17 protein-coding genes, 2 tRNA genes, 1 pseudogene and 1 riboswitch are annotated in these 21,395 nt (G+C 42.1%); of the genes and pseudogenes, 16 read left to right on the top strand and 4 right to left on the bottom strand.

The genetic code is table 11. From position 1 onward, the window contains the following. Positions 1-42 precede the first annotated feature (42 nt). The 4 genes and pseudogenes from IEY67_RS02870 (at position 43) to rbp (ending at position 4,853) form a co-directional block, all read left to right on the top strand. A complete protein-coding gene (locus tag IEY67_RS02870; RefSeq protein ID WP_122352524.1) occupies positions 43-930 on the top strand; it encodes a beta-propeller domain-containing protein in 888 nt (295 codons plus the stop codon). 171 nt (positions 931-1,101) lie between these two features. Further along, positions 1,102-3,044: pseudogene (locus tag IEY67_RS02875) on the top strand (sodium:solute symporter family protein). Positions 3,045-3,077: 33 nt separating this feature from the next. Beyond that, positions 3,078-4,076 carry a glycoside hydrolase family 130 protein gene (locus IEY67_RS02880; protein WP_122352526.1) on the top strand — a complete coding sequence of 333 codons (999 nt, stop codon included), beginning with the start codon at positions 3,078-3,080 and terminating at the stop codon, positions 4,074-4,076. A 531-nt stretch (positions 4,077-4,607) separates the two neighbouring features. Continuing rightward, on the top strand, positions 4,608-4,853 hold the full coding sequence (rbp, locus tag IEY67_RS02885; RefSeq protein ID WP_122352527.1) for an RNA-binding regulator: 246 nt from the start codon (positions 4,608-4,610) through the stop codon (positions 4,851-4,853). 259 nt (positions 4,854-5,112) lie between these two features. On the opposite strand, the gene IEY67_RS02890 is transcribed toward rbp, so the two are convergent. Continuing rightward, positions 5,113-5,195 (bottom strand) — tRNA-Tyr (locus IEY67_RS02890). Positions 5,196-5,290: 95 nt separating this feature from the next. Continuing rightward, positions 5,291-5,364, bottom strand: a tRNA-Thr gene (locus tag IEY67_RS02895). 229 nt (positions 5,365-5,593) lie between these two features. On the opposite strand from IEY67_RS02895, the gene IEY67_RS02900 reads away from it, so the two are divergent. After that, positions 5,594-7,000: a Gfo/Idh/MocA family protein gene (locus IEY67_RS02900; RefSeq protein WP_183669622.1), complete on the top strand. Its 1,407-nt coding sequence runs from the start codon at positions 5,594-5,596 to the stop codon at positions 6,998-7,000. 94 nt (positions 7,001-7,094) lie between these two features. Here the strand turns inward: IEY67_RS02900 and trxA are convergent, their stop codons facing one another. Next, positions 7,095-7,457 (bottom strand): thioredoxin, encoded by a 363-nt coding sequence (gene trxA, locus IEY67_RS02905; RefSeq protein WP_183669624.1) that lies wholly within the window; start codon positions 7,455-7,457, stop codon positions 7,095-7,097. A 406-nt stretch (positions 7,458-7,863) separates the two neighbouring features. Here trxA and IEY67_RS02910 point away from each other — a divergent pair, with 406 nt between their 5' ends. Continuing rightward, entirely contained in the window at positions 7,864-8,694 is an 831-nt protein-coding gene (locus tag IEY67_RS02910) for a hypothetical protein (protein WP_183669626.1), read from the top strand. Further along, positions 8,658-9,653: a TlpA family protein disulfide reductase gene (locus IEY67_RS02915; protein WP_183669628.1), complete on the top strand. Its 996-nt coding sequence runs from the start codon at positions 8,658-8,660 to the stop codon at positions 9,651-9,653. The genes IEY67_RS02910 and IEY67_RS02915 overlap by 37 nt, the downstream gene beginning before the upstream one ends. Before the next feature lie 86 nt (positions 9,654-9,739). Here the strand turns inward: IEY67_RS02915 and IEY67_RS02920 are convergent, their stop codons facing one another. Beyond that, positions 9,740-10,402: a superoxide dismutase gene (locus IEY67_RS02920; RefSeq protein ID WP_308425742.1), complete on the bottom strand. Its 663-nt coding sequence runs from the start codon at positions 10,400-10,402 to the stop codon at positions 9,740-9,742. Between the two features lie 293 nt (positions 10,403-10,695). Here IEY67_RS02920 and IEY67_RS02925 point away from each other — a divergent pair, with 293 nt between their 5' ends. The 9 genes from IEY67_RS02925 to IEY67_RS02965 all read left to right on the top strand — a co-directional run bounded on the left by IEY67_RS02925 (position 10,696) and on the right by IEY67_RS02965 (position 21,387). Further along, a complete protein-coding gene (locus IEY67_RS02925; RefSeq protein ID WP_122352532.1) occupies positions 10,696-11,235 on the top strand; it encodes a pyruvoyl-dependent arginine decarboxylase in 540 nt (179 codons plus the stop codon). A 173-nt stretch (positions 11,236-11,408) separates the two neighbouring features. Further along, positions 11,409-11,885 (top strand): PaaI family thioesterase, encoded by a 477-nt coding sequence (locus IEY67_RS02930; protein ID WP_122374372.1) that lies wholly within the window; start codon positions 11,409-11,411, stop codon positions 11,883-11,885. A 37-nt stretch (positions 11,886-11,922) separates the two neighbouring features. Then, complete coding sequence (gene nfo, locus IEY67_RS02935; RefSeq protein WP_183669632.1) at positions 11,923-12,759, top strand: deoxyribonuclease IV; 837 nt, start codon at positions 11,923-11,925, stop codon at positions 12,757-12,759. 102 nt (positions 12,760-12,861) lie between these two features. Next, entirely contained in the window at positions 12,862-14,271 is a 1,410-nt protein-coding gene (nhaD, locus tag IEY67_RS02940; protein ID WP_183669635.1) for a sodium:proton antiporter NhaD, read from the top strand. A 10-nt stretch (positions 14,272-14,281) separates the two neighbouring features. Further along, on the top strand, positions 14,282-15,922 hold the full coding sequence (locus IEY67_RS02945; RefSeq protein ID WP_183669637.1) for a dipeptidase: 1,641 nt from the start codon (positions 14,282-14,284) through the stop codon (positions 15,920-15,922). Positions 15,923-15,961: 39 nt separating this feature from the next. After that, entirely contained in the window at positions 15,962-16,468 is a 507-nt protein-coding gene (locus IEY67_RS02950) for an outer membrane beta-barrel protein (protein WP_122352536.1), read from the top strand. Between the two features lie 200 nt (positions 16,469-16,668). Then, positions 16,669-16,850: riboswitch (cobalamin riboswitch) on the top strand. A gap of 147 nt (positions 16,851-16,997) precedes the next feature. Then, positions 16,998-18,317, top strand: coding sequence for a DUF5074 domain-containing protein (locus IEY67_RS02955; RefSeq protein WP_183669639.1), 1,320 nt, complete (start codon positions 16,998-17,000; stop codon positions 18,315-18,317). A gap of 53 nt (positions 18,318-18,370) precedes the next feature. Then, a complete protein-coding gene (locus IEY67_RS02960) occupies positions 18,371-19,450 on the top strand; it encodes a YncE family protein (RefSeq protein WP_183669641.1) in 1,080 nt (359 codons plus the stop codon). Next, positions 19,447-21,387 carry a TonB-dependent receptor plug domain-containing protein gene (locus IEY67_RS02965; protein WP_183669643.1) on the top strand — a complete coding sequence of 647 codons (1,941 nt, stop codon included), beginning with the start codon at positions 19,447-19,449 and terminating at the stop codon, positions 21,385-21,387. The genes IEY67_RS02960 and IEY67_RS02965 overlap by 4 nt, the downstream gene beginning before the upstream one ends. Positions 21,388-21,395: the final 8 nt, after the last annotated feature.

A 21,395-nucleotide genomic window follows, 5' to 3' on the forward strand; every position in this document is an offset into this window, starting at 1 on the left:
CTTGTTGTATCCAAACATAATTAATACATATATTGAATTGCCATGAAGAAAATATTCACATTATTATGCTCGGCTCTTTTCTTGTTTGCTGCCACTTCCTGCCAGCAAAAGGCCCAGAAATTATTGTTGGCAGGTTCCGGTTGGAATAAGATCGTTATCATCGACAAGAATACAAAACAAATAGAATGGGAACATCCTTTGCAAAAAGGTTGGGAATGTAACTCGGCTGTAGCTACTCCCGACGGTAACATCTTGTTTGCCTATGCAAAAGGAGCTAAACTGATCACTCGCGACCAGAAAGAAATATGGAACATCTCTGCTCCGGAAGGCTGCGAAATGCAGACGGCGCGGGTCCTGCCCGATGGCAACTACCTGTTGGCATGGTGCGGACACCCGGCAAAGGTTATGGAAGTAAGCCCGAAGGGTGATATACTTTCGGCAACAGAATACGAAACAGGTATCGATCATCCGCACGCCCAGTTCCGTCAGGTGAATAAGAACAAGGCTGGTAATTACCTGATGCCTCTGTTCGCCACTTCTGAAGTACGTGAGATATCTCCTGCCGGCGAACTGGTTAAAACGACTAAACTGGAAGGTACTCCGTATAGCACTGTATTGCTGAACAACGGCAACTACATGGTAGCCTGTGGTGACGGTCATTCTTTGATGGAAGTAAATCTGGACAAAGGCGAAGTGATCCGTAAAATAGGTGCTACCGATATCGACGGTGTTTCTCTGTTCTTTGTAGCCCAGTTGTTGCCGACATCTAACAACGGTCTGTATATCTGTAACTGGCAGGGACACGATCCGAGTGCAAAAGAATCGAACAATCCGCAGTTGATGGAGATCGACGGTAATAATAAAGTTATCTGGAGCCTGAATGATAATGAAACATTCGGCATGATCTCTTCTGTTTGTCCGATCGACTAACAAGTTGACAGTTGACGGTTGACAGTTGACAAGTATTGATAAGTAACAGTTTGTTTCATGAAAATGAACCTATTCGGCTGAAAGCCGGAATAACTGTCAACTGTCACTTGTCAACTGTCAACTATTTATATATCTTTGCCAAACGTTAAACCTAAAAACAAAATCAATATCATGAAATTGCAACCAATCGACATCTTTATCATCGGACTCTACCTGGTGGCGATGATAGTCATCGGACTGATCCTGAAGAAAAGAGCGTCGAAAAATATGGACTCCTATTTCTTAGGAGGCAAAACTCTACCTTTTTATATGTTAGGCTTGTCTAACGCATCCGGCCAGTTCGATATTTCCGGCACTATGTGGATGGTTACGCTAGCCTTTATTTATGGAATTAAAAGTGCCTGGGTACCCTGGTTGTGGCCGGTGTTCAACCAGATCTTCCTGATGGTTTATCTATCTGTCTGGCTGCGCCGTTCAAATGTGTTGACAGGGGCCGAATGGATCCAGACACGTTTCGGAAAGAACAAAGGTGCTAATTTGTCGCATACAATTGTCGTTATCTATGCCCTGATCGGTGTGCTGGGTTTCCTTAGCTACGGTTTTATCGGTGTAGGTAAGTTTATGGAAATATTCTTCCCCTGGGACTATGTTTCCCAGTTTGTCCCGTTCGATATCCCGGCTGAATACGTGCCGCATGCTTATGGTATCTTCTTTACTGCTATTGCCACTGTCTATGTGATGTTGGGCGGTATGTTGACGTATGGACCGACGTGGTGCAGTTCGCCATTATGACCGTTGCCGGTGTAACGATTGCCGTTATCGCTATGATGAAGGTAAGTCCGGAAATGCTTGCCTCTATCGTGCCTGCCGGATGGGATAGCCTGATGCCTGGATGGACGCTCGATTTGAAGTGGACCGATATCTTCAGCGATGTGAATGAAAAGATCATGAACGACCAGTACGGCCTGTTCGGTATCTTCATTATGATGATGCTCTTTAAGGGGGTATTCAACAGTATGGCTGGTCCTGCGCCTAACTACGATATGCAGAAGATCCTTTCCTGCCGTAGTGGTAAAGAGGCAGCTTTAATGAGTGGCTCGGTTCCCGTAATCTTGCTGATCCCGCGTTATCTGATGATCATGGGCTTCACGATCCTTGCCCTGGCCTTTTTCAAAGACCTCGATCTGACAACGAAGACAGGTGCGATCGACTTTGAGCTGATTCTTCCGAATGCGATCAATGAGTTCGTTCCCGTAGGTGTATGCGGTTTGTTGCTGGCGGGATTGCTTGCTGCGTTTATGTCTACTTTTGCATCTACAGCCAATGCGGCTCCTGCTTATATTGTGAATGATATTTACAAGAAATATATCAATCCGAATGCCAGCAACAAGACGATGATCCGTGCCAGCTACATTGTGACGGTCGGCGTGGTGGTCGTTAGTATTGTGATTGGATTCTTTGTTGAGAGTGTGAACTCTGTACTGCAATGGATCACTTCTGCATTGTATGGTGGATATATCGCTGCAAACTTATTGAAATGGCACTGGTGGCGTTTCAATGGCAACGGCTATTTCTGGGGAATGATCACGGGTATCCTGGCAGCTATGGTATGTCCGTTTATCTTTGACGGTTACACAATGGTGGACGGTCATTTTGTAGAAAGAGTGGGAGAATATGCCAATAATGCTCCGATGTTGCCGTTGTTCTATTTCCCTGTATTACTGGTCGTATCTTTGATCGGGTGTGTGGTCGGCACTTATTCCGCCCCTCCGGTAGAAGACGAAACGCTGGAACGTTTCTATATTACCATACGTCCGTGGGGATTTTGGAAACCGGTTCACGATAAGGTGGTTGCCAAATATCCGCAGGTGAAAGCTAACAAAAACTTCAAACGTGATATGTTCAATGTGGCTGTGGGGATTATCTGGCAGATGTGCCTGACCATTATTCCGATGTATATCGTGATCCGTGAAGGAATGCCGTTGTTGACCAGTGTTCTGATCCTTGCTATCACGACGCTTGTTCTGAAGAAGAACTGGTATGATAAGATGAGCAAAGATGAAGTGGAATATAATGAGCTGATGAAAGAATTAAAACTGGACGAAAAGAAGTAACTTTGTATTGTCAAATAAAACAAATCAAAAGAAATGGATAAACTGAAAATTATTGGCGAACCGTTGCCAGATATGCCTTGGGAAGACCGCCCGGCCGATTGTAAGGAAGTACTTTGGAGATATTCGAAGAATCCGGTGATACCGCGTGATATCATTCCGACATCTAACAGTGTATTCAACAGTGCGGTCGTTCCGTTCAAGGGAGGCTATGCCGGTGTATTCCGTTGTGACGACACAAACCGCCGTATGCGTTTGCATGTAGGTTTCAGTGCCGATGCTATCCATTGGAATATCTCCGAAACAAAGCTGGAGTTCGAATGTGAAGACGAAGAGATCGGAAAGTTCGTTTATGCCTACGATCCGCGTGTGTGTTTCATCGAAGACCGTTATTATATTACCTGGTGTAACGGCTATCATGGTCCGACGATCGGCGTAGCTTATACGTTCGACTTCGAAACATTCCACCAGTTGGAGAATGCGTATCTGCCTTTCAACCGTAACGGCGTGATGTTCCCGCGTAAGATCAACGGCAACTTTGCTATGCTGAGCCGTCCGAGTGATAACGGACATACTCCGTTCGGAGATATCTTCTATAGCGAATCTCCTGATATGTGTTTCTGGGGAAAGCATCGTCATGTGATGGCTCCGGCTCCGTTTGAAGTGAGTGCATGGCAGTGCCTGAAGGTTGGTGCAGGTCCTATTCCTATCGAAACATCGGAAGGTTGGTTGCTGATCTATCACGGCGTATTGCAGTCTTGTAACGGCTATGTATATAGCTTCGGTGCAGCTTTGCTGGATCTGGATCAGCCCTGGAAGATTAAATATCGTACAGGTCCTTATCTGCTTTCTCCGCAGAAGGATTATGAATGTGTTGGGGATGTGCCTAATGTTACTTTCCCATGTGCTGCGTTGCATGATCCTGAATCGGACCGTATTGCGATCTATTATGGTTGTGCCGATACGGTAACGGGGCTTGCTTTTGGTCATATCAGTGAGATCATTGAATTTACAAAGAAGAATTCTATTGTATAAAGAAATCCTTTCGGGGATATTGAAATAGAATTTGTCTTTATATGAAACTTCTAAAATCAAAGTATATCCACTTTGATCTTAGAAGTTTTTTATCGGAGAGTTTCAAAAGTCTCAAAAATCTCTACCCAGTTTTTAAAAATCGGTATTTTAGAGGGTAAGGTTTTTGTCATTTGTCTGAATATCATTTTTGTTGTATGTGTTTTTGCTGTATCTTTTCTCATGGTTTATAATCACAAAAAGCCTTCCCTGAGGGTGTAATGCCTACCGATTTATTCTAAAGTAAAAACACCCTATTCCTTGCCAATTTATGGTCTTATTTTACAAAAAAGATTTATTATGGAATAAATATCAGTATGTATAGTTCGTTATCCAAATAGTTTCCGTTACTTTGCATCAGAAACAATAAGAGATTTATTTCGATCTTACTCTAACATGTATCTTTCCGGTTTTCAAACACCGGGTATTTCCATCTCTGATAAAGACCTTCCTAAAGTTTTATTGTTAAATTATTAATTTTTTATTTTTATATTTATGAACATGTATATTGGTAACCTTAGCTACAATGTTAAGGAATCAGATTTGAGAGATGTAATGGAAGAGTACGGAACAGTTGATTCTGTAAAACTTATTGTAGATCGCGACACAAGAAGATCAAAAGGTTTTGCTTTTGTAGAAATGCCTGAAAGTTCAGAAGCTATCAAAGCTATCAACGAACTGAACGGAGCAGAATATGAAGGCCGTGCAATGGTAGTAAAAGAAGCACTTCCTAAGAATTAATGAACTGACACATTATAATTAATACATCAGTAGAAAAAGGATATCCGGTAATGGATATCCTTTTTTATTTTAGTGATGCATACTTTATTTTCCTTCTCTCATTCTGACTTCAGACTATCTGCCGGATTGGCATTGAATATCCTCTAACTCTGGGAAGTGGCAGTGTCGAAATAGGATTCCTGCTTTTGTCAATCCCGATTATCGGAACAGGATAGTATATAAAACAAAAAACCTCAGAAATAAATTCCTGAGGTTTCTGTGGGCAGTGATGGATTCGAACCACCGAAGTCGAAAGACAGCTGAGTTACAGTCAGCCCCATTTGGCCACTCTGGTAACTGCCCCGCTAAAGTTGACAGTTGATAACTGATAATTGACAGATTAAAATCGGAGAGTGACATTAACTGTCAATTGTCAACTTTCCACTGTTAATTTTTTGAGCCTCTTGTCGGATTCGAACCAACGACCCCGAGATTACAAATCACGTGCTCTGGCCAACTGAGCTAAAGAGGCATTCAGTATTTCTGTTTTGCGAGTGCAAAGGTAGTGATTATTTCTAATCTCGCAATAGGGAAGTGCATTTTTCTACGCACTTTTTTTCATCGCCTATGTAAGATCGAATCTATCTTCCTGATTAATAATAAGAAAAGAATCTATATTTTTTTTAGAAAAATAGCAGATGTGAAAATTAATTCTTATTTTGCCAACTCATATAATCTCACTTAATCTAAAATCTATTATCATGAGCATTAACAGAAGACAATTTCTAAGAAGATCATTGGCTGGAAGCGCGGCTATCGTTGTAGGTAAAGACATGAATGCTGCTTCGACACCGGCTGTTGCCCCTTCTTTTTCTCCCATGGAGGATTTATCTCCCCCTGCAAAAGGAAAATCCGTTTTAGGATTACGTTGCAAACCATTGAGCACCGTTCGTGTCGGTGTTGTTGGCCTGGGTAGGGGAGCCGGAGCCGTAAAGCGGTTGGCACAGATTGAAGGCGCGGAGATCGTTGCTATCTGTGATCTGGATCCGGAACGAGTTGCCAACAGCCAGAAAACCCTTAACAACAGCAAACGGAAAGAAGCCATTGCTTATACAGGCGAAGAAGACTGGAAGAAGATGTGCGAACGCGATGACATCGACCTGATCTATAATGCTACTCCCTGGGAATTACATGTACCGATTGCCCTTTACGCCATGGATCATGGAAAACATGTAGCTATCGAAGTCCCTGCCGCACTCACGGTAAAAGATTGCTGGGCATTGGTTGATAAGGCAGAAGAAACCCAGCTTCATTGCATGATGCTGGAAAATTGTTGTTATGATTTCTTTGAACTGGCAACACTGAATATGGCACGCCAGGGATTGCTGGGAGAGATTATCCACACCGAAGGCGCTTATATCCATGATCTGAGAAGTTCGAAATTTAAAGGTTATTATAAACACTGGCGCCTGGAATATAGCAAATACCATACAGGCAATCCGTATCCTACACATGGACTTGGCCCGGTAGCCCAGATACTGGGAATTAACCAGGGGGACCGTATGGATTATCTTTCGTCTGTTTCCACCAACCAGTTCGGCCTTGCACTTTGGGCAAAAGAAAACCTGACGGACGACGAACGTATCACCCTTTCAGAACGTTATGCAATGGGCGATATGAATACCACGATCATTCATACCGTGAATGGCAAATCCATTATGATCCAGCACGACACGACTTCTCCGCGCCCTTATTCCCGCATCCATCTGGTACAGGGTACCAAAGGTATGGCTGTCAAGTATCCTGAACAGAAGGTGGCTATCCAGCCTGATACACATTCATTCCTGAAAGAAGGTCCGCAAAAAGACGTGATGGCAGAATATGAACACCCGTTAAGCAAATATATCGGCGAACGGGCGAAGAAGGTAGGAGGACATGGTGGTATGGACTTTATCATGGACTGGCGCCTGATCTACTGTCTGCGTAACGGTTATCCGCTGGATCAGAGCGTATATGATGCGGCAGCCTGGTCGTGTATCGTCGAGTTGAGCGAGCGCTCCGTATTGAATAAGAGCTGTTCGGTCGCTGTTCCTGACTTTACACGTGGTGCTTGGCGCGATTATAAGCCATGGCCTGTTATTGACATGAAAGAGATATTACACGGATAAATTGTAAAAATAAAAAACTCCTGAAAGCCGGCGGTCATTTCTGTCTGCCTGCACTTTCAGGAGTTCCTTCAGTAAGATAATTGCGTTGCTTACTTTATTTCTTTAAAAGAACTTCGTCAATTGCTTTCTTGAAGTCGGCTTTACTCATCGCACCTCTTGCCATTTGCGGTTGCTCGCTCATCGGGCAGAACAGGAGGGAAGGAATGCTCCGGATACCGAAAGCGGCAGCCAGTTCTTCTTCTTTTTCAGTATCTACTTTATATATATCAATTTGTCCGGTATATTCGTCTGCCAATTCTTCCAGGATAGGAGCGATCATCTTGCAAGGACCACACCAGGTTGCGAAGAAATCTACGATACAAGGCTTATCACCTTCATACATCCATTTATCGGGACTTGCTTCGTAGTTAGCTACTTTACTTAAAAAATCCTGTTTTGTTAATTCGTTAATTTTCATAATTATAACTCCTTGTTATTTAGTTACTATTCATATCTCTATTTACATAACAAAGTTACTACCTGTTATTCTTGTAATTATTGGCTGTTTTTCCTTAATAATTGACATTTTGTCCTTCTGTAGCGATATAACGCAGAAGGAAGCTATATAGGATATGTTGCAGAGTCATGTTCTTTTTAAAAGGTGAAATTCCTGAACCCCATGTTTTACAATTTCTCTGTTAAATAATGAAAACTCGTATCAACCCATTGATAGATTTGCTAGCTTTACGTTCCACAGGAAAGCTACACATTGTTTTTGGTAATTATCTCAGATAATTTGTTTTGTAATAACTGATTGATACCTTTCCTGATTGACGTTGATACAAGCATTGATAGGACAAAATATAATACTTATGGAAAAAAATATGAAACAGGTATTTCTACTTGTTTGCTCTTGTGCCTTGCTGGGGTGTACATCTTCTGTAAAAAACAACACGGAAATCAATTCTGATGACTTTCTGCTTACCGGTCATATTGAGGGATATAAACCGGCGGCAGAACCTCTGATAGGAAAAATCTACTATGAAGAATTATTTACAGGTAAACCTCTGGTAAAAGTAACAGAAGTAGCTTCGGGAGGGTATTTCCAGGCCTCGATTCCGCTCGGTCACTCACAGGAAATGAATTTGAATGTCGGTTCACGCTATTATACCCTTTATGCATTGCCTAAGGGAAAGTTGCATCTCACCCTGAATCCGGACTACCCCGATAGTTGCGAATATAAAGGGGACGGTGCGGATATATCCAAAGAACTGAATTTTTATTATGGATTCAGGAGAACGCATTATTCCAATGACTTTTCAGGAATGCAATCCGATATGGAACGTCTTTCTCCCAACGATTTTAAAGTCAAGAGGGAAAAGGTCCTGGCGGAAAGGCTTCGCACGATCGACTCTTTGCAAACGGCCCGTAATCTTTCTCAGGATATAGCCGATTTGATTCGTTATCATGAACAGTTGTATAACGGACATATTCTATTATCCTTTGCTGATTTTCGCAGACACCTCGGTAGAGCAAAGCCGGATAATCAGATACTCCAACAGCCCACACCTCCGGATTATTATACGTTTTTACAGGATATGCCTTTTGAAAAGAAGGATGCTGTGTCGTTATCCCAATACAGGGACATGATAGGGAGTATCCGGTTGCACCACCGATCATGGACGCAGGAAACTCGGTTAAAGACACCATTATAACGGTTAAATACACTTTTCTCACTTACTTATTGGATAAAAATGTTCCTTTAACGGATGAAGAACGCAAGATAGCCGAAGGTCATCGTTACTTTATCGGAACACATAAGGCTAATCCGGCTTTCCTGAAAGCTTTCAACGAAAAACTGGACAGATCGGTTTATTCTCCTTTCGAAGAAAAATACAAAGCCTGGTGCGATTCCTTTAATGTAAAGTTACAGAAAGATGTGGACGCCGGTAATTCTGTATTGAGCGTTCATATAAGTTCTGTAGAAAACGATCTGGAATCACTGACAAAGCGCTGGGAGAAATGTAATGATACTTTTAAAAAGATGTATCCTCAAACTCCGTCGCTGGCATTCGATATATTTGTATTGCAATACTTTATCGGACAACTGAAAGGAATTGCTTCACCGGCCGATGCCGATACGCTGTATAATGAGCGTATTTCCTTTATTACCGATAATACGATAAAAGAGGTTATGAGAGAAAAGTACCAAAAACGGTTTTCTTCGTCAGACCCGCTTCAACAAACAAAAGGAGGCGAGATTGTCCGTCGTCTGATAGCTCCTCATAAAGGTAAATATGTATTACTTGATTTCTGGGGCACAACTTGCGGACCTTGCCGAGGGGATATCGATCAGTTTTCTGAATTAAGAAAGTCGTATACGGGTAGTCCGGACTTTGCATATCTCTTTATCACATCCTCTCAGAATTCTCCGGAGGAGGATTACAGGAAATATATCGCCGAGCATCTGAAAGGGGAAGAATCTCATTTCCTATCCGATTATGAATATGCTTATTTGCAGGAATTATTTGCTATATATGGAATTCCCCGTTATGTATTGATTAATCCGGAAGGGGAGATCTTGGACGATGGATATGATATTTATCAATTAGAAAAGTTCCTGAATGAAAAAGGAATAAGGAAAGGAGCCTCTGTGTTTAAGACGTTCTTTTAATCACTTAGGCACGAATTACACGGATTCTACGAACATTAAATCGTAGAATCCGGTAACCCGTGCCTAAATATAATTACATATTAATATTAATACCTTTCGCCAACGGTATCCCAATCAACGATTTGCCATAAAGCGTTCAGATGATCGGGACGACGATTCTGGTAATCCAGGTAATAAGCATGTTCCCATACGTCGAATCCCAAAATCGGAGTCAGACCCTTGGCAACAGGGTTGCTACCGTTAGCTTCTTTGGTAATTGAAAGTTTGCCGTCTTTATCTTTCGCCAGCCATACCCATCCTGAACCGAACAAACCGGCTCCTGCTGCGTTGAATTCTTTCTTGAAGTCTTCAAATGAACCCCAGGTTGCTTTGATAGCATCTGCTAACTTGCCTTTAGGTTCGCCGCCGCCTTTCGGGGAGAACTGGGTGAAATACAAATTATGATTGAGTATCTGTCCGGCATTATTAAAGATAGCACCGTCAGATTCTGCTACGATCTTTTCCAGAGGAGCGTTTTCATATTTGGTTCCCGGGATCAGGTTGTTCAGATTATTTACGTAAGCCTGTAAATGTTTTCCGTGATGGAATTCAATTGTTGCTTGACTGATAACTGGTTCTAATGCATCTGCTGCATAAGGCAATTTAATTAGTTCGAATTTCATAATTTCTTCTTTTTTATCTGTTATTTGACTACTACTATTACTATTATTAGTTACCAACAATAATAAACTAAGACATAATGTAAGCATAATTACTAAGTTTTATCTTGTTTCTACTATTCTAACATGGATGGTTTGGTATTTGTTCAAAGAAATCGGAGCAAAATCGATAACTTTTATTGATTAAACGATAAGTAAAATTTATGACCTTTAACCGAAGGTCCTCTAACGCTTGATTATTATACATCTTTAAAATGGGCTGGAAATAAAATGAATAATAATATGTAAAAAGCTGTTTTTTTATCGTTAGCAGAGAGCAAAATCCCAAAGAAGTTTCTATTTTTGTGCCCTCATATTATTAATTAAGTAACACATATTTGTAGATGGTAAAGAAAGTTGGGAATTTAATTCCAAACACCTTTTTTATTACAAAGGGTAGTGGTGATTCAGACCTGGAAAAACATGCAGGTTCTTATCACATGGCTCTTTATGATGCTGGTATTTCAGACTTTAACATTATGACTTATTCGTCTGTAATCCCTGCAACAGCGCATCTTGCAACCATGGATGAAATTGATCTTCCTCCATTTGGCACTGAATTGAAAACCATTATGGCGGTTTCGCATGGTTATCAGGATGAGTTTGTATCTGCCGGTGTGGTTTACGCCTGGATGTACAAGGACGAAAACTTCGATGAGAAGGTTGGAGCCCTGGTATGTGAGGTTAGCGGCCGTTATCGTATCGAGGAGTTGGAGTCACGTCTGATTCGTGTAATCAACGACCTGCACCAGAAAACTTACGGTAAGTATTATCTGGGTGAACTGAACTTTATTACCGAAGGTATTACCATCGAAAAGAGATACGGTACAGCTTTGGCTGCTCTGTGTTTCGTGGATTTCTTAATGCCTGAGATCGAGGACTAAAGAAAGATAATATACCCGATAATCAGTATGGAAAACAGAGGTAAGGCGCAGGTTCTTATCTCTGTTTTTTTGTCCCTACGGGAAAAAACGGCATAAGTTTGTTATATTTGTAAGCGACTTAGGTCATAAAATTCTTTTTATTTAAGAAACAATCCGTTTAAAGCTGTTGTTGTATGAAAAAGATTATTAATCCCTGGAAGGGGCTGGAGGGCTATATGTGTTTCGGGTGTGCACCCGGAAATCCGCAAGGACTGCACATGGAGTTTTACGAGGATGGCGATGACATCGTTGCTTTCTGGGAACCGGAAAGCCATTACCAGGGATGGTTGGAGACATTGCACGGGGGAATCCAGACGACAATGATGGATGAACTGGCCGGTTGGGTAGTATTGAGGAAATTACAGACGTCGGGCGTGACTTCACGGCTGGATGCCCGTTTCCTGAAAAGTATCTCGACACGCGAACCGCGCTTGATGATACGGGGACGTATCAAAGAGCAGAAACGGAATGCCATATTTATAGAGACAGAGATATACAATTCGCAGAACGAACTTTGTTCACGCGCGGACATCGTATATTTTGTTGTCACTAAAGAACAGGCAACGGAGAAGTTTCATTTTTGCGGTTGTAAAACCGAAGATGAAAAATAGAACACTGAACGAAAAGAATAAAGTAAACGATTAACAAATGAAGTACATTGGAGCTCATGTAAGTGCGTCGGGTGGGGTTGAGAATGCTCCGCTGAACGCCAATGCTATCGGGGCGAAAGCTTTTGCCCTCTTTACCCGAAACCAACGTCAATGGAAATCTTCTCCGTTGACGAAGAAAAGTATCTCCTTATTTAAAGAACGTTGTGAGGAATTCGGCTACGAAGCCAAACATATTTTACCTCACGACAGTTATCTGATCAATCTGGGACATCCGGACCCGGACGGTCTGCAAAAGTCACGCGATGCCTTTCTGGATGAAATGCAGCGTTGCGAACAACTGGGACTGGACCGGCTGAACTTTCACCCGGGAAGCCATCTGAATGAAATTTCGGTAGACGATTGCCTGGCACGTATTGCCGAATCGATCAATCGGACACTGGAGCAGACTGTGGGAGTATGTGCCGTTATAGAGAATACGGCCGGACAGGGTACGAACCTGGGATATACTTTCGAGCAAATCGCGGCTATCATCGACCGGGTGGACGACAAATCCCGTGTAGGTGTTTGTATCGATACCGCCCATACGCTGGCTGCCGGTTATGATATCAAAACGGAACAGGGCTTTACGGAGACATTCCGCCATTTTGATGAAGTGATCGGTTTTTCATACCTGCGTGGAATGCATATCAACGATTCCAAGAAAGACCTGGCAACCCGTGTAGACAGGCATGACAGTATTGGGAAAGGCGTGATGGGAATGACGACTTTTCAGATGTTGATGAAGGATACCCGTTTTGACGATATACCTCTGATATTGGAGACGCCGGACGAATCGATCTGGGCGGAGGAGATCAGCTATCTGTACACTTTATAAGTAGATAATGAACCGGGAGAAGGGGCACTTGAGCAAGTCTCCTCTTTTTCCATATATTAATAAGTCCCTTTGATGAAAGGGCAGACTAAATAAAATACACGTATGTTTATATTAATGCCAATTATTTTTGTTCTGGGCATCCTGGGCATTGCGCTTGAAGATAAGATTAAGATCAACAAAGCGGCAATAGCTCTTTTTATGGCCATTTCCTTATGGATGATATTGATGTTCGATGCTTACAACATTTTTGTCGAACGTTCTAACCCTTTGTTTGAAGAGTTTCTGGTACAGAACCCTGAAATGACTAACCTACCGGCTAAAGACCAGTTCATTAACTTTATAACCAACCGTTCCATCGTTTACCATCTGGGAAACGTAGCCGAGACATTATTCTTTGTAATGTGTTCCATGCTGATTGTCGATATTGTCGATAAACATGGTGGTTTCAGGGCCGTTACGGGATATATCCGGACTTCCAACAAGAGAAAATTATTATGGTACATCAGTTTTGCCGCTTTCTTTTTCTCAGCCTTACTGGATAACCTGGCGGCAGCGATCGTAATTATGGCGGTGCTTCGTAAATTGGTTCCCGACAGGACCGACCGCTTGAAGTATGCCTGTATGGTGATCATTGCGGCGAATGCCGGTGGTTCGTGGTCGCCGATCGGTGATGTGACGACGATCCTGCTTTGGGTGGGAAAGAATGTGACGGCTATGCATCAGATCTCCCATGTCTTTATTCCTGCACTGATCAATATGCTGGTTCCGCTGACGATAGCCCACTTCTGGCTGTTCAAGAAAGATGCCCGGTTGCGTGTCATGAGTGAGGAAGAGGCAGCCGACGAGTTTATACCGGAGATACCGAATCATTCCCGCCGGGTGATATTTGTGATCGGTGTCCTTTCGTTGGCATTGGTTCCCGTATTTCAGATGTTGACAAACCTGCCGCCGTTCCTGGGCGTATTGCTCGGATTGGTTGTTCTTTGGATATATACCGACATTATGTACAGCCGTTTGCATGTCCATGAATCGGAAAAGTTGCGTATCACACAGTTGTTGCCTAATATCGACCTGGCAACGATCTTTTTCTTCCTGGGTATCCTGATGGCTGTAGGTGCACTGGAAACATCGGGACAGTTGGGAATCATGTCTGCCTATCTCGACCAGCATGTGCATGAACCTTATCTGATCAGTTTCGTGATCGGAGTTTTATCTTCTTGTGTGGATAACGTGGCTTTGGTGGCTGCCACGATGGGAATGTACCCGGTCGTACAGCAGGCTCCCGATCTGGCTCCTTATGCCCAGTTCTTTGTTTCCGACGGCGGATTCTGGACTTTCCTTGCTTATTGTGCCGTAACAGGCGGTAGCATCCTGATTATCGGTTCGGCAACAGGTGTAACGGTGATGGGATTGGAGAAGATTGATTTCATGTACTATACAAAGCGATTTTCTATATTGGCATTGATTGGTTATATTTGCGGTGCGGCAGTATATATGCTATTATTCGCTTAAACTTATTTATATGAAAAGAAAATGGATTATCGCAGCAGCCTGTGCCGTTTTGCTTTCCGGGATGGAGGCAATGGCTTGTACGGGTTTGTTGGTTGGAAAGAAAGCATCGGTCGACGGATCGGTCATGATCAGTTATGCAGCAGACTCGCATACTTTGTATGGCGAGTTGTATCGTTGGCCGGCAGCGACCTGGCCGAAAGGGGCGATGCTGGAAGTCAGAGAATGGGATACGAATAAACCGCTGGGGCAGATCCCGCAGGTGGAACAGACTTATTCGGTAGTCGGCAATATGAACGAACATCAGGTGGCTATCACGGAAAGTACATTCGGTGGCCGTCCCGAGTTGGTGGATACGACAGGTATTATGGATTACGGAAGCCTGATCTATATCGCATTGCAACGTTCCAAATCGGCTCGCGAAGCGATCAAGGTTATGACCGACCTGGTGAAGGAACATGGCTATTACAGCAGCGGCGAGACATTCTCCATCGCTGACAAGAACGAAGCGTGGGTAATGGAACTGATCGGAAAAGGTCCGGGTAACAAAGGGGCAGTCTGGGTAGCGATCCGCATTCCGGATGATTGCATCTCTGCACATGCCAATCAGTCACGTATCCAGCAGATTCCTTTCGATGATAAAGAAAACTGTATATATTCGCACGATGTAGTCTCTTTCGCTCGTGAAAAAGGTTATTTCAGCGGAAAAGATAAGGATTTTAGTTTCCAGAAGGCATATTGTCCTTACGACTTCAGTGGTTTGAGAGGTTGTGAAGCTCGCGTATGGTCTTTCTTCCGTAAGTATGATACTACGATGGATAAATATGCGGATCTTATCAAAGGCGATCCTTCTAAAGAACCGATGCCATTGTATGTAAAACCGAATCGTCTGTTGTCCGTTCAGGATGTTCAGAACGGTATGCGCGATCATTTTGAAGGGACAGACCTGGATATGACGAAAGATGCCGGAGCAGGTTCTTATAAAGTGCCCTACCGCTGGCGTCCGATGACATTTAAAGTGGATGGTGAAGAATATACGAACGAACGTGCTATAGCTACGCAGCAGACCGGTTTTGTGATTGTTCCGCAGATGCGTAACTGGTTGCCGGATGCTATCGGTGGAATCCTTTGGTTTGGTGTGGATGATGCAGACATGGCTGTATTTACTCCGTTATATTGCTCCATCACCGAGTCTCCCGAATGTTACCGGGTGGGGAACGGCGATATCATGAATTTTTCTTGGACTTCCGCTTTCTGGATCCATAACTGGGTGGCTAACCAGGCATACGGTAAATACAGCTTTATGATCCGGGATATCCGTCCGGTTCAGCAGGAGTTGGAAAACAGCTATAAGGAAGCCATTCCGGCTATTGACAAGGCTGCATCCGAGTTGTATGCAAAGAATCCGGCAGAAGCTGTCAGGTTCCTGACCTGGTTCAGTACGACAACGGCCGATCAGGCAACTGCCCGCTGGAAGAAACTCGGTGAGTATCTTTTAGTAAAATATATGGACGGAAACGTTAAGAAAGAAGAAAACGGCCAGTTCAAACAAAATGGTTACGGATTGTCTGAATATCCGGACTTCCCAGGCTATGATGAAGATTATTATCGTAGTATTGTGAAGAGTGCAGGCGACAGACTTAAAGTAAAATGATTATATTTGTTGCAATGTTGAACTAAATTAATTGAGAGTATGAAAAAATTAATTGTTATGTGTATGCTGGCGATTATCAGCATGAGTGCATTTGCACAGACTCAGCAAGGACAATCGTCTTTTGGTTTTAATATTGGTTATGGGTTTAATGATAACGGTAATGCGCTGTTAGGGCTCGATTATCGTTATAATTTGACTGACGAAGTTCGTCTGGCTCCTTCATTGACTTATTTTGTGAAGGATAATGGTTTGAGTGCCTGGGCTATCGATATGAATGTCCATTATGTATTCAAACTGAGCGATATGTTCGGGTTCTATCCGTTGGCAGGTCTTGACCTTTCTTTCTGGAAGGCTAGTGTAAGTGGCGATTGGAATGGAAATCATGTGAAAGCAAGTGCAAATACTACCCGCTTCGGAGCTAATATCGGTTTAGGTGGTGAAGTTTATGCAACAGATCAGTTAACTGTCGGTTTGGAATTCAAATACAATATCATTAAAGATTTCGATCAGCCTATTTTAGGTGTTCGTGTCGGATATAATTTCTGATAAACAGATAACTTTATAAATAGAAAGGCCTCCCGGTGGAAGATTATTTCATCCGGGAGGCCTTTTTCGTTGCTGCTTCTTTGTTTTGCAAAACATAGGTCTTTTGAATTCAAAACTCCTATCTTTTGATTACAAAGCATATATGTTTTGAAGTCAAAAGACCTATGTTTCTTTTCTATGCATTATTTTGTTCGCTTCTTGTTTATTGTTATTTTTGCAGTCCTTTTGGGAATAGGGAATCAGGTGAAAGTCCTGAACAGACCCGCTGCTGTAAGCTTCAAGAACGGTTAAGCATACATGCCACTGACTTTGGTCGATAAAGTTGGGAAGGCGCTTAAAACCGGAAGCAAGTCAGAAAACCTACTCCAAAATGTAGTTTAAGGCTTTCGAGGATTAGAGCTGAAGAACAATAGAATAGGTAGGATTTTTCTGCTTATTTTTATTATTTCTTCCCTTCTTGTGTTTTTACCTTAAGCTACTTAATATGTTTATATAAATGATTCTAGTAATAACATTAAGTAAAACAATCATGAAGAAAAATTTGATTTATTTTTCCCTTTTTGTGTTTGCAGGCCTTGTTGCCTCATGTAGTGATGATGATGAAAAATATACTCCAATTCCTCCTGTTGTATCTATCGAGAATACAAGTGGAACGCTTTCTGTAGCCCAGGAAGATACACTTTATTTTAAAGCTAATATCGAAAGTCCGATTGAAAGTTCTTTCCAATGGTCAGTAAACGGCAAAGAAGCTTCTACTGATTCTATCTTGAAGTTTACTTCCGAAGAAATGGGTAAGTTTGAAATTGCCCTGACTGCTAAAAATGCGGATGGGGAACATTCGGCAACAACATCTGTAGAGGTGTATGGAAAGTATAAATATGGTACGTTTGTGTTGAATGAAGGAAGCGGTAGCAATGGTACATTAATATTTATCAGTCCGAAGGGGGGGATAACTGATAGTATTTATTATAAGGCAAATGGTTCTTTCTTGGGAGGAGTTTCACAGGATTTGTTTATCGCTAACAATAAGATGTATATTGTTTCTCAAAATGGGGGCGGTGATGGCTTTTTAGTTATCGCTAATGCTGAAACCTTGAAGAAAGAGGTTGGTTATCAAGATGAGTTAAAAACAACTCTATCATGGCCTACTCATATTGCAGTATTGGGAGAAAATGATATATACCTTCGTGATAATAATGGAGTTTCTTTGTTTAATCCGTCTAGTAAAACTGTAACATTTATAAAAGGAACTAAAAATGCTCAGAAAAATAGAATGGCCGTAGCTGATAATAAAGTTTTTGCTTCGACAAATTCGAAAACGATTGTAACAATAGAAACAGGAAAAGATACTATTTCTCATACGATAGAATTTGATGATGCTATTTCCGGACTGATCAAAGCATCTGATGGTAATTTGTGGGTATCAAGTGGAAAAAAGATCATGAAGATTAATACAAAAGATTATTCTGTTATGCAAGAAAATGAAGTAGAGCCTTTCTCTAGTAGCAGTAATATGGCTACTCCTGCTATTAGTGCTAAAGGTGATACCTTGTATTTTAGTGGAGGAACAACAAAAATCTATCGTCATGTTTTCAGTAAAAATCAAACAGATTTTATGGTGGATGCAAGGACAATGGTTGAAAATGCCGGAATAGTGTATAATTATTTAGGAGTAAATCCCATGACCGGAGAAGTTTTATTGAATACAATTAAAGGTTATGGAAAAGATTATCTGATTAATAACATCAGTGTATTTGATTTTAGTAGCAATGAACCTAAACTGGCTGCTAATTATGAGAATTACACCCGCTTCCCGGCCGGTATTTTCTTTACCTATAATTTTGAATAATACGATTATTTCTCTATATGTATAAACAGATGAAATATGCTGGGAATATACTCATGAATGCAATACTTGCTGTTGCATTCATGAGTATGCTTTTTGTTAGTTGTTCAGACAATGACGATATTCCCGATGGGCCTGATCCTGATTTAAAGGTGAGGGCTTATGTGGCTTGTGAGGGAAACTTTACGAAAGGAACGGCCTCTTTGAATGCTATCATGGAGGATGGTACTGTGCAGACTGATATTTTCAGAAATGCAAATAACCGTCCGCTGGGAGATGTCGCGCAATCGTTTTCTATCATCGATGGAAAGATATTTATTACACTGAACAACTCTGAAAAGATTGAAGTTGTAAATGAATCGGATTATAAATCTGTAGCAACCATCCTGTATCCTGAGCGAACGATAAGTCCGCAATACGTTATGCAGATCGACGATCACCGGGCTGTTGTTTCCGATCTGTGGAATGCCTTTTTGTGGATAATCGACACGAAAGAGTATAAGGTTTTACAGGAAATACCGGTATCGACCTATTCAACGAAGCAGATGGCTGTTGCCGATGGAAAACTGTTCGTTACGTTGGCAGCAAAGAAAATAGCGGTTATTTCATTATCTTCCCTGAAAGTGATCAAAGAACTGGATATACCTGTGGTGGGCGATTCCAAACTGTTGAAAGATAAGAATGGCCTGATCTGGGCACTTGCTTGCGGATTTGATGACGATCCCGAAAGTATCATTCCCCGGACGGTAACCTCTTTGAACGGCATCGATCCGACTACCCTGGAGACAGTGAAGACCGTAAAATTCCCATCGGATTATACGGTGAGTAAGTTCGGTGCCCGTTTGGACATTAATCAGGCAAAAGATAAGTTATATCTGAATGTGATCCATGATAATAAGGAAGGAATTTATTCTTTCCCTATCGATGGAGAACAATTACCGGCAGAGCCGCTTTTCGTTTATAGCGATAAAGTCGAACTGTTGTATAATATGGCAGTCTCGCCCGAAGAAACGATCTTTATCTGTGATGCCCTGGATTACCGCCAGCGTGGCTGGGTTTATGAATTCGATCTAAGCGGAAAACGTCTGAATGAATATCAGGTAGGTATTATTCCGCAATATATATTATTCAAATGAATATAAGAATTTCATCCTTTGTTTTCTGTCTTTTGCTCTTTTCCCTGGTTGAAGGAAAGGCACAAACATCTATTACCGATACTGTTATCCAGATACGAAATGTAACGGTTTCTGCCGAAAGGCGGCAACGGGATAACAATATAGGAAGCCGTCGTTCCGATATTCAATCTGTACTATTGGAAAGCAGCAAGACACAAACATTGGGTGAACTCCTTTCCGAAAACAGCCTTGTCTATATCAAAAGTCTGGGACAGGGCGGTTTATCGACCTCCTCTTTTCGTGGAACATCCTCCAGTCATACCCAGGTTAACTGGAACGGGATTACGATCAATCCGATTATGGGAGGGAGTTTTGACTTCTCCCAGTTCCCGAACTTTTTTACCGACGAGGTAACGTTATTTCATGGTAATACGTATCTGAAGAACGGGACAGGCGCATTCGGCGGCAGTATTAATATGAATACCCGGCCGGACTGGAATAAAGAAACAAACCGTTTTCGTGCTTTGCTGGAATACGGGGCAAATGATACCTATACCGGCGGATTGGCTTACAGGCATGTTACTTCCCGTCTGCTATCCAATACACGGCTTTATTACCAGCAATCGGATAACGACTTTAAATATCTGAATAAAGTGTTGCAAAAAGACCCGTTTTATGAACGCCGGAAAGAAGCCAAATATTGGCAGGGTGGCCTGATGCAAGAGTTATATTATAAACTGGGGGATTCACAGCAACTGTCATTGGCCGGATGGTATATGTATAATCGGAACCAATTACCTCAACCGATACTTGTGAATAAGAAACAACATGAACTACAGGTGACACAAAATGTGCGTCTGAATGCCGGTTATCAGTTGGTGGAAGGAAAACATAATTTTAAGGCCAACCTGGCTTATTTGCGTGATGATCTCCATTATACGCAGCGTTTTGACGGTGATTATCGTGGTACAGACAGTGATAATAAATCGAATAGCCTGATCGTTAAAACCGATTATACATATCATTTCAGGGAGAATCTCGAACTGGGCGGCAGCTTGAATTACCGCTATGACTGGGTACATACCAATAACTATGACGATCCGATCAAAAGGAATACGGTGACGTTGACTACTAATCTGGTTTGGAGGCCGAAAGAGCGTACTACTCTGAACCTGCAATTGATGGGTGAACAAAACGATCATCTTTTCATGCCGACTTTTTCTGCCGGTGCCAGTTATGCTTTGATCCGGGATTTGCTGGATGTGAAAGGGAGTGTTGCTTACAACTATCATTATCCGACATTGAATGATCTCTATTGGGTGCCCGGTGGTAATCCTGATTTGAATCCGGAAAAAGGATTTGCTTATGATGCCACTGTCAGTCTGAATAAGACGTTAGGTAATTTTTCTTTTAAATTGGATGCCAGTTATTATCTGATGACGGTGAAGGACTGGATTGTATGGCTTCCGACACAACAGACCTATCTGTGGAGCCCAAAGAATATACAAAAGGTTTTTTCTCATGGCGCGGAAATTATGGGAGAGGTAGGGTTGAAGACCGGAGTATTCTCTCACCGGGTGATTGCAAATTACGGATATAGTCCTGCTATCAATAAAACTCGTTCGTCGGATAAAGATGCAACGGTAGATAAACAATTGCCTTATATCCCTTTGCATAAATGGAACCTGCATTATTTATTGCAGGTAAAAGACTTTTCCTTTAAGTATGGAGTTGCTTTTACGGATAAGCGATATACATCGACCGATGAGGAATACAGTACGGTTGCTTTTACGATCCACGATGCGGAAGCCGGATATATGTTTCATTTCCCGAAGAGTCGTTATAAAGCGGAGTTTAAGTTGAGGGTAAACAATATTTTCAATGCTTATTATGAAAGTACTGAATTCTACCCTATGCCTCTCCGGCGCTTTTTCGGTTCGATGATGTTTTACTTCTAACAATAATA

The sequence above is a fragment of the Parabacteroides faecis genome (assembly GCF_014647375.1).
Taxonomy (GTDB): domain Bacteria; phylum Bacteroidota; class Bacteroidia; order Bacteroidales; family Tannerellaceae; genus Parabacteroides; species Parabacteroides faecis.

What these genes read in the sequence shown, in the direction of transcription:
- IEY67_RS02925 (WP_122352532.1), top strand. Translation starts at nt 10,696, where the DNA reads ATGGTAAAGAAAGTTGGGAATTTAATTCCAAACACCTTTTTTATTACA.
- IEY67_RS02950 (WP_122352536.1), top strand. Translation starts at nt 15,962, where the DNA reads ATGAAAAAATTAATTGTTATGTGTATGCTGGCGATTATCAGCATGAGT.
- trxA (WP_183669624.1), bottom strand. Translation starts at nt 7,457, where the DNA reads ATGAAAATTAACGAATTAACAAAACAGGATTTTTTAAGTAAAGTAGCT.
- IEY67_RS02920 (WP_308425742.1), bottom strand. Translation starts at nt 10,402, where the DNA reads ATGCTTACATTATGTCTTAGTTTATTATTGTTGGTAACTAATAATAGT.
- IEY67_RS02930 (WP_122374372.1), top strand. Translation starts at nt 11,409, where the DNA reads ATGAAAAAGATTATTAATCCCTGGAAGGGGCTGGAGGGCTATATGTGT.
- nhaD (WP_183669635.1), top strand. Translation starts at nt 12,862, where the DNA reads ATGTTTATATTAATGCCAATTATTTTTGTTCTGGGCATCCTGGGCATT.
- IEY67_RS02915 (WP_183669628.1), top strand. Translation starts at nt 8,658, where the DNA reads ATGGACGCAGGAAACTCGGTTAAAGACACCATTATAACGGTTAAATAC.
- IEY67_RS02960 (WP_183669641.1), top strand. Translation starts at nt 18,371, where the DNA reads ATGAATGCAATACTTGCTGTTGCATTCATGAGTATGCTTTTTGTTAGT.
- IEY67_RS02945 (WP_183669637.1), top strand. Translation starts at nt 14,282, where the DNA reads ATGAAAAGAAAATGGATTATCGCAGCAGCCTGTGCCGTTTTGCTTTCC.
- IEY67_RS02955 (WP_183669639.1), top strand. Translation starts at nt 16,998, where the DNA reads ATGAAGAAAAATTTGATTTATTTTTCCCTTTTTGTGTTTGCAGGCCTT.
- IEY67_RS02910 (WP_183669626.1), top strand. Translation starts at nt 7,864, where the DNA reads ATGAAACAGGTATTTCTACTTGTTTGCTCTTGTGCCTTGCTGGGGTGT.
- IEY67_RS02900 (WP_183669622.1), top strand. Translation starts at nt 5,594, where the DNA reads ATGAGCATTAACAGAAGACAATTTCTAAGAAGATCATTGGCTGGAAGC.
- rbp (WP_122352527.1), top strand. Translation starts at nt 4,608, where the DNA reads ATGAACATGTATATTGGTAACCTTAGCTACAATGTTAAGGAATCAGAT.
- IEY67_RS02965 (WP_183669643.1), top strand. Translation starts at nt 19,447, where the DNA reads ATGAATATAAGAATTTCATCCTTTGTTTTCTGTCTTTTGCTCTTTTCC.
- IEY67_RS02870 (WP_122352524.1), top strand. Translation starts at nt 43, where the DNA reads ATGAAGAAAATATTCACATTATTATGCTCGGCTCTTTTCTTGTTTGCT.
- IEY67_RS02880 (WP_122352526.1), top strand. Translation starts at nt 3,078, where the DNA reads ATGGATAAACTGAAAATTATTGGCGAACCGTTGCCAGATATGCCTTGG.
- nfo (WP_183669632.1), top strand. Translation starts at nt 11,923, where the DNA reads ATGAAGTACATTGGAGCTCATGTAAGTGCGTCGGGTGGGGTTGAGAAT.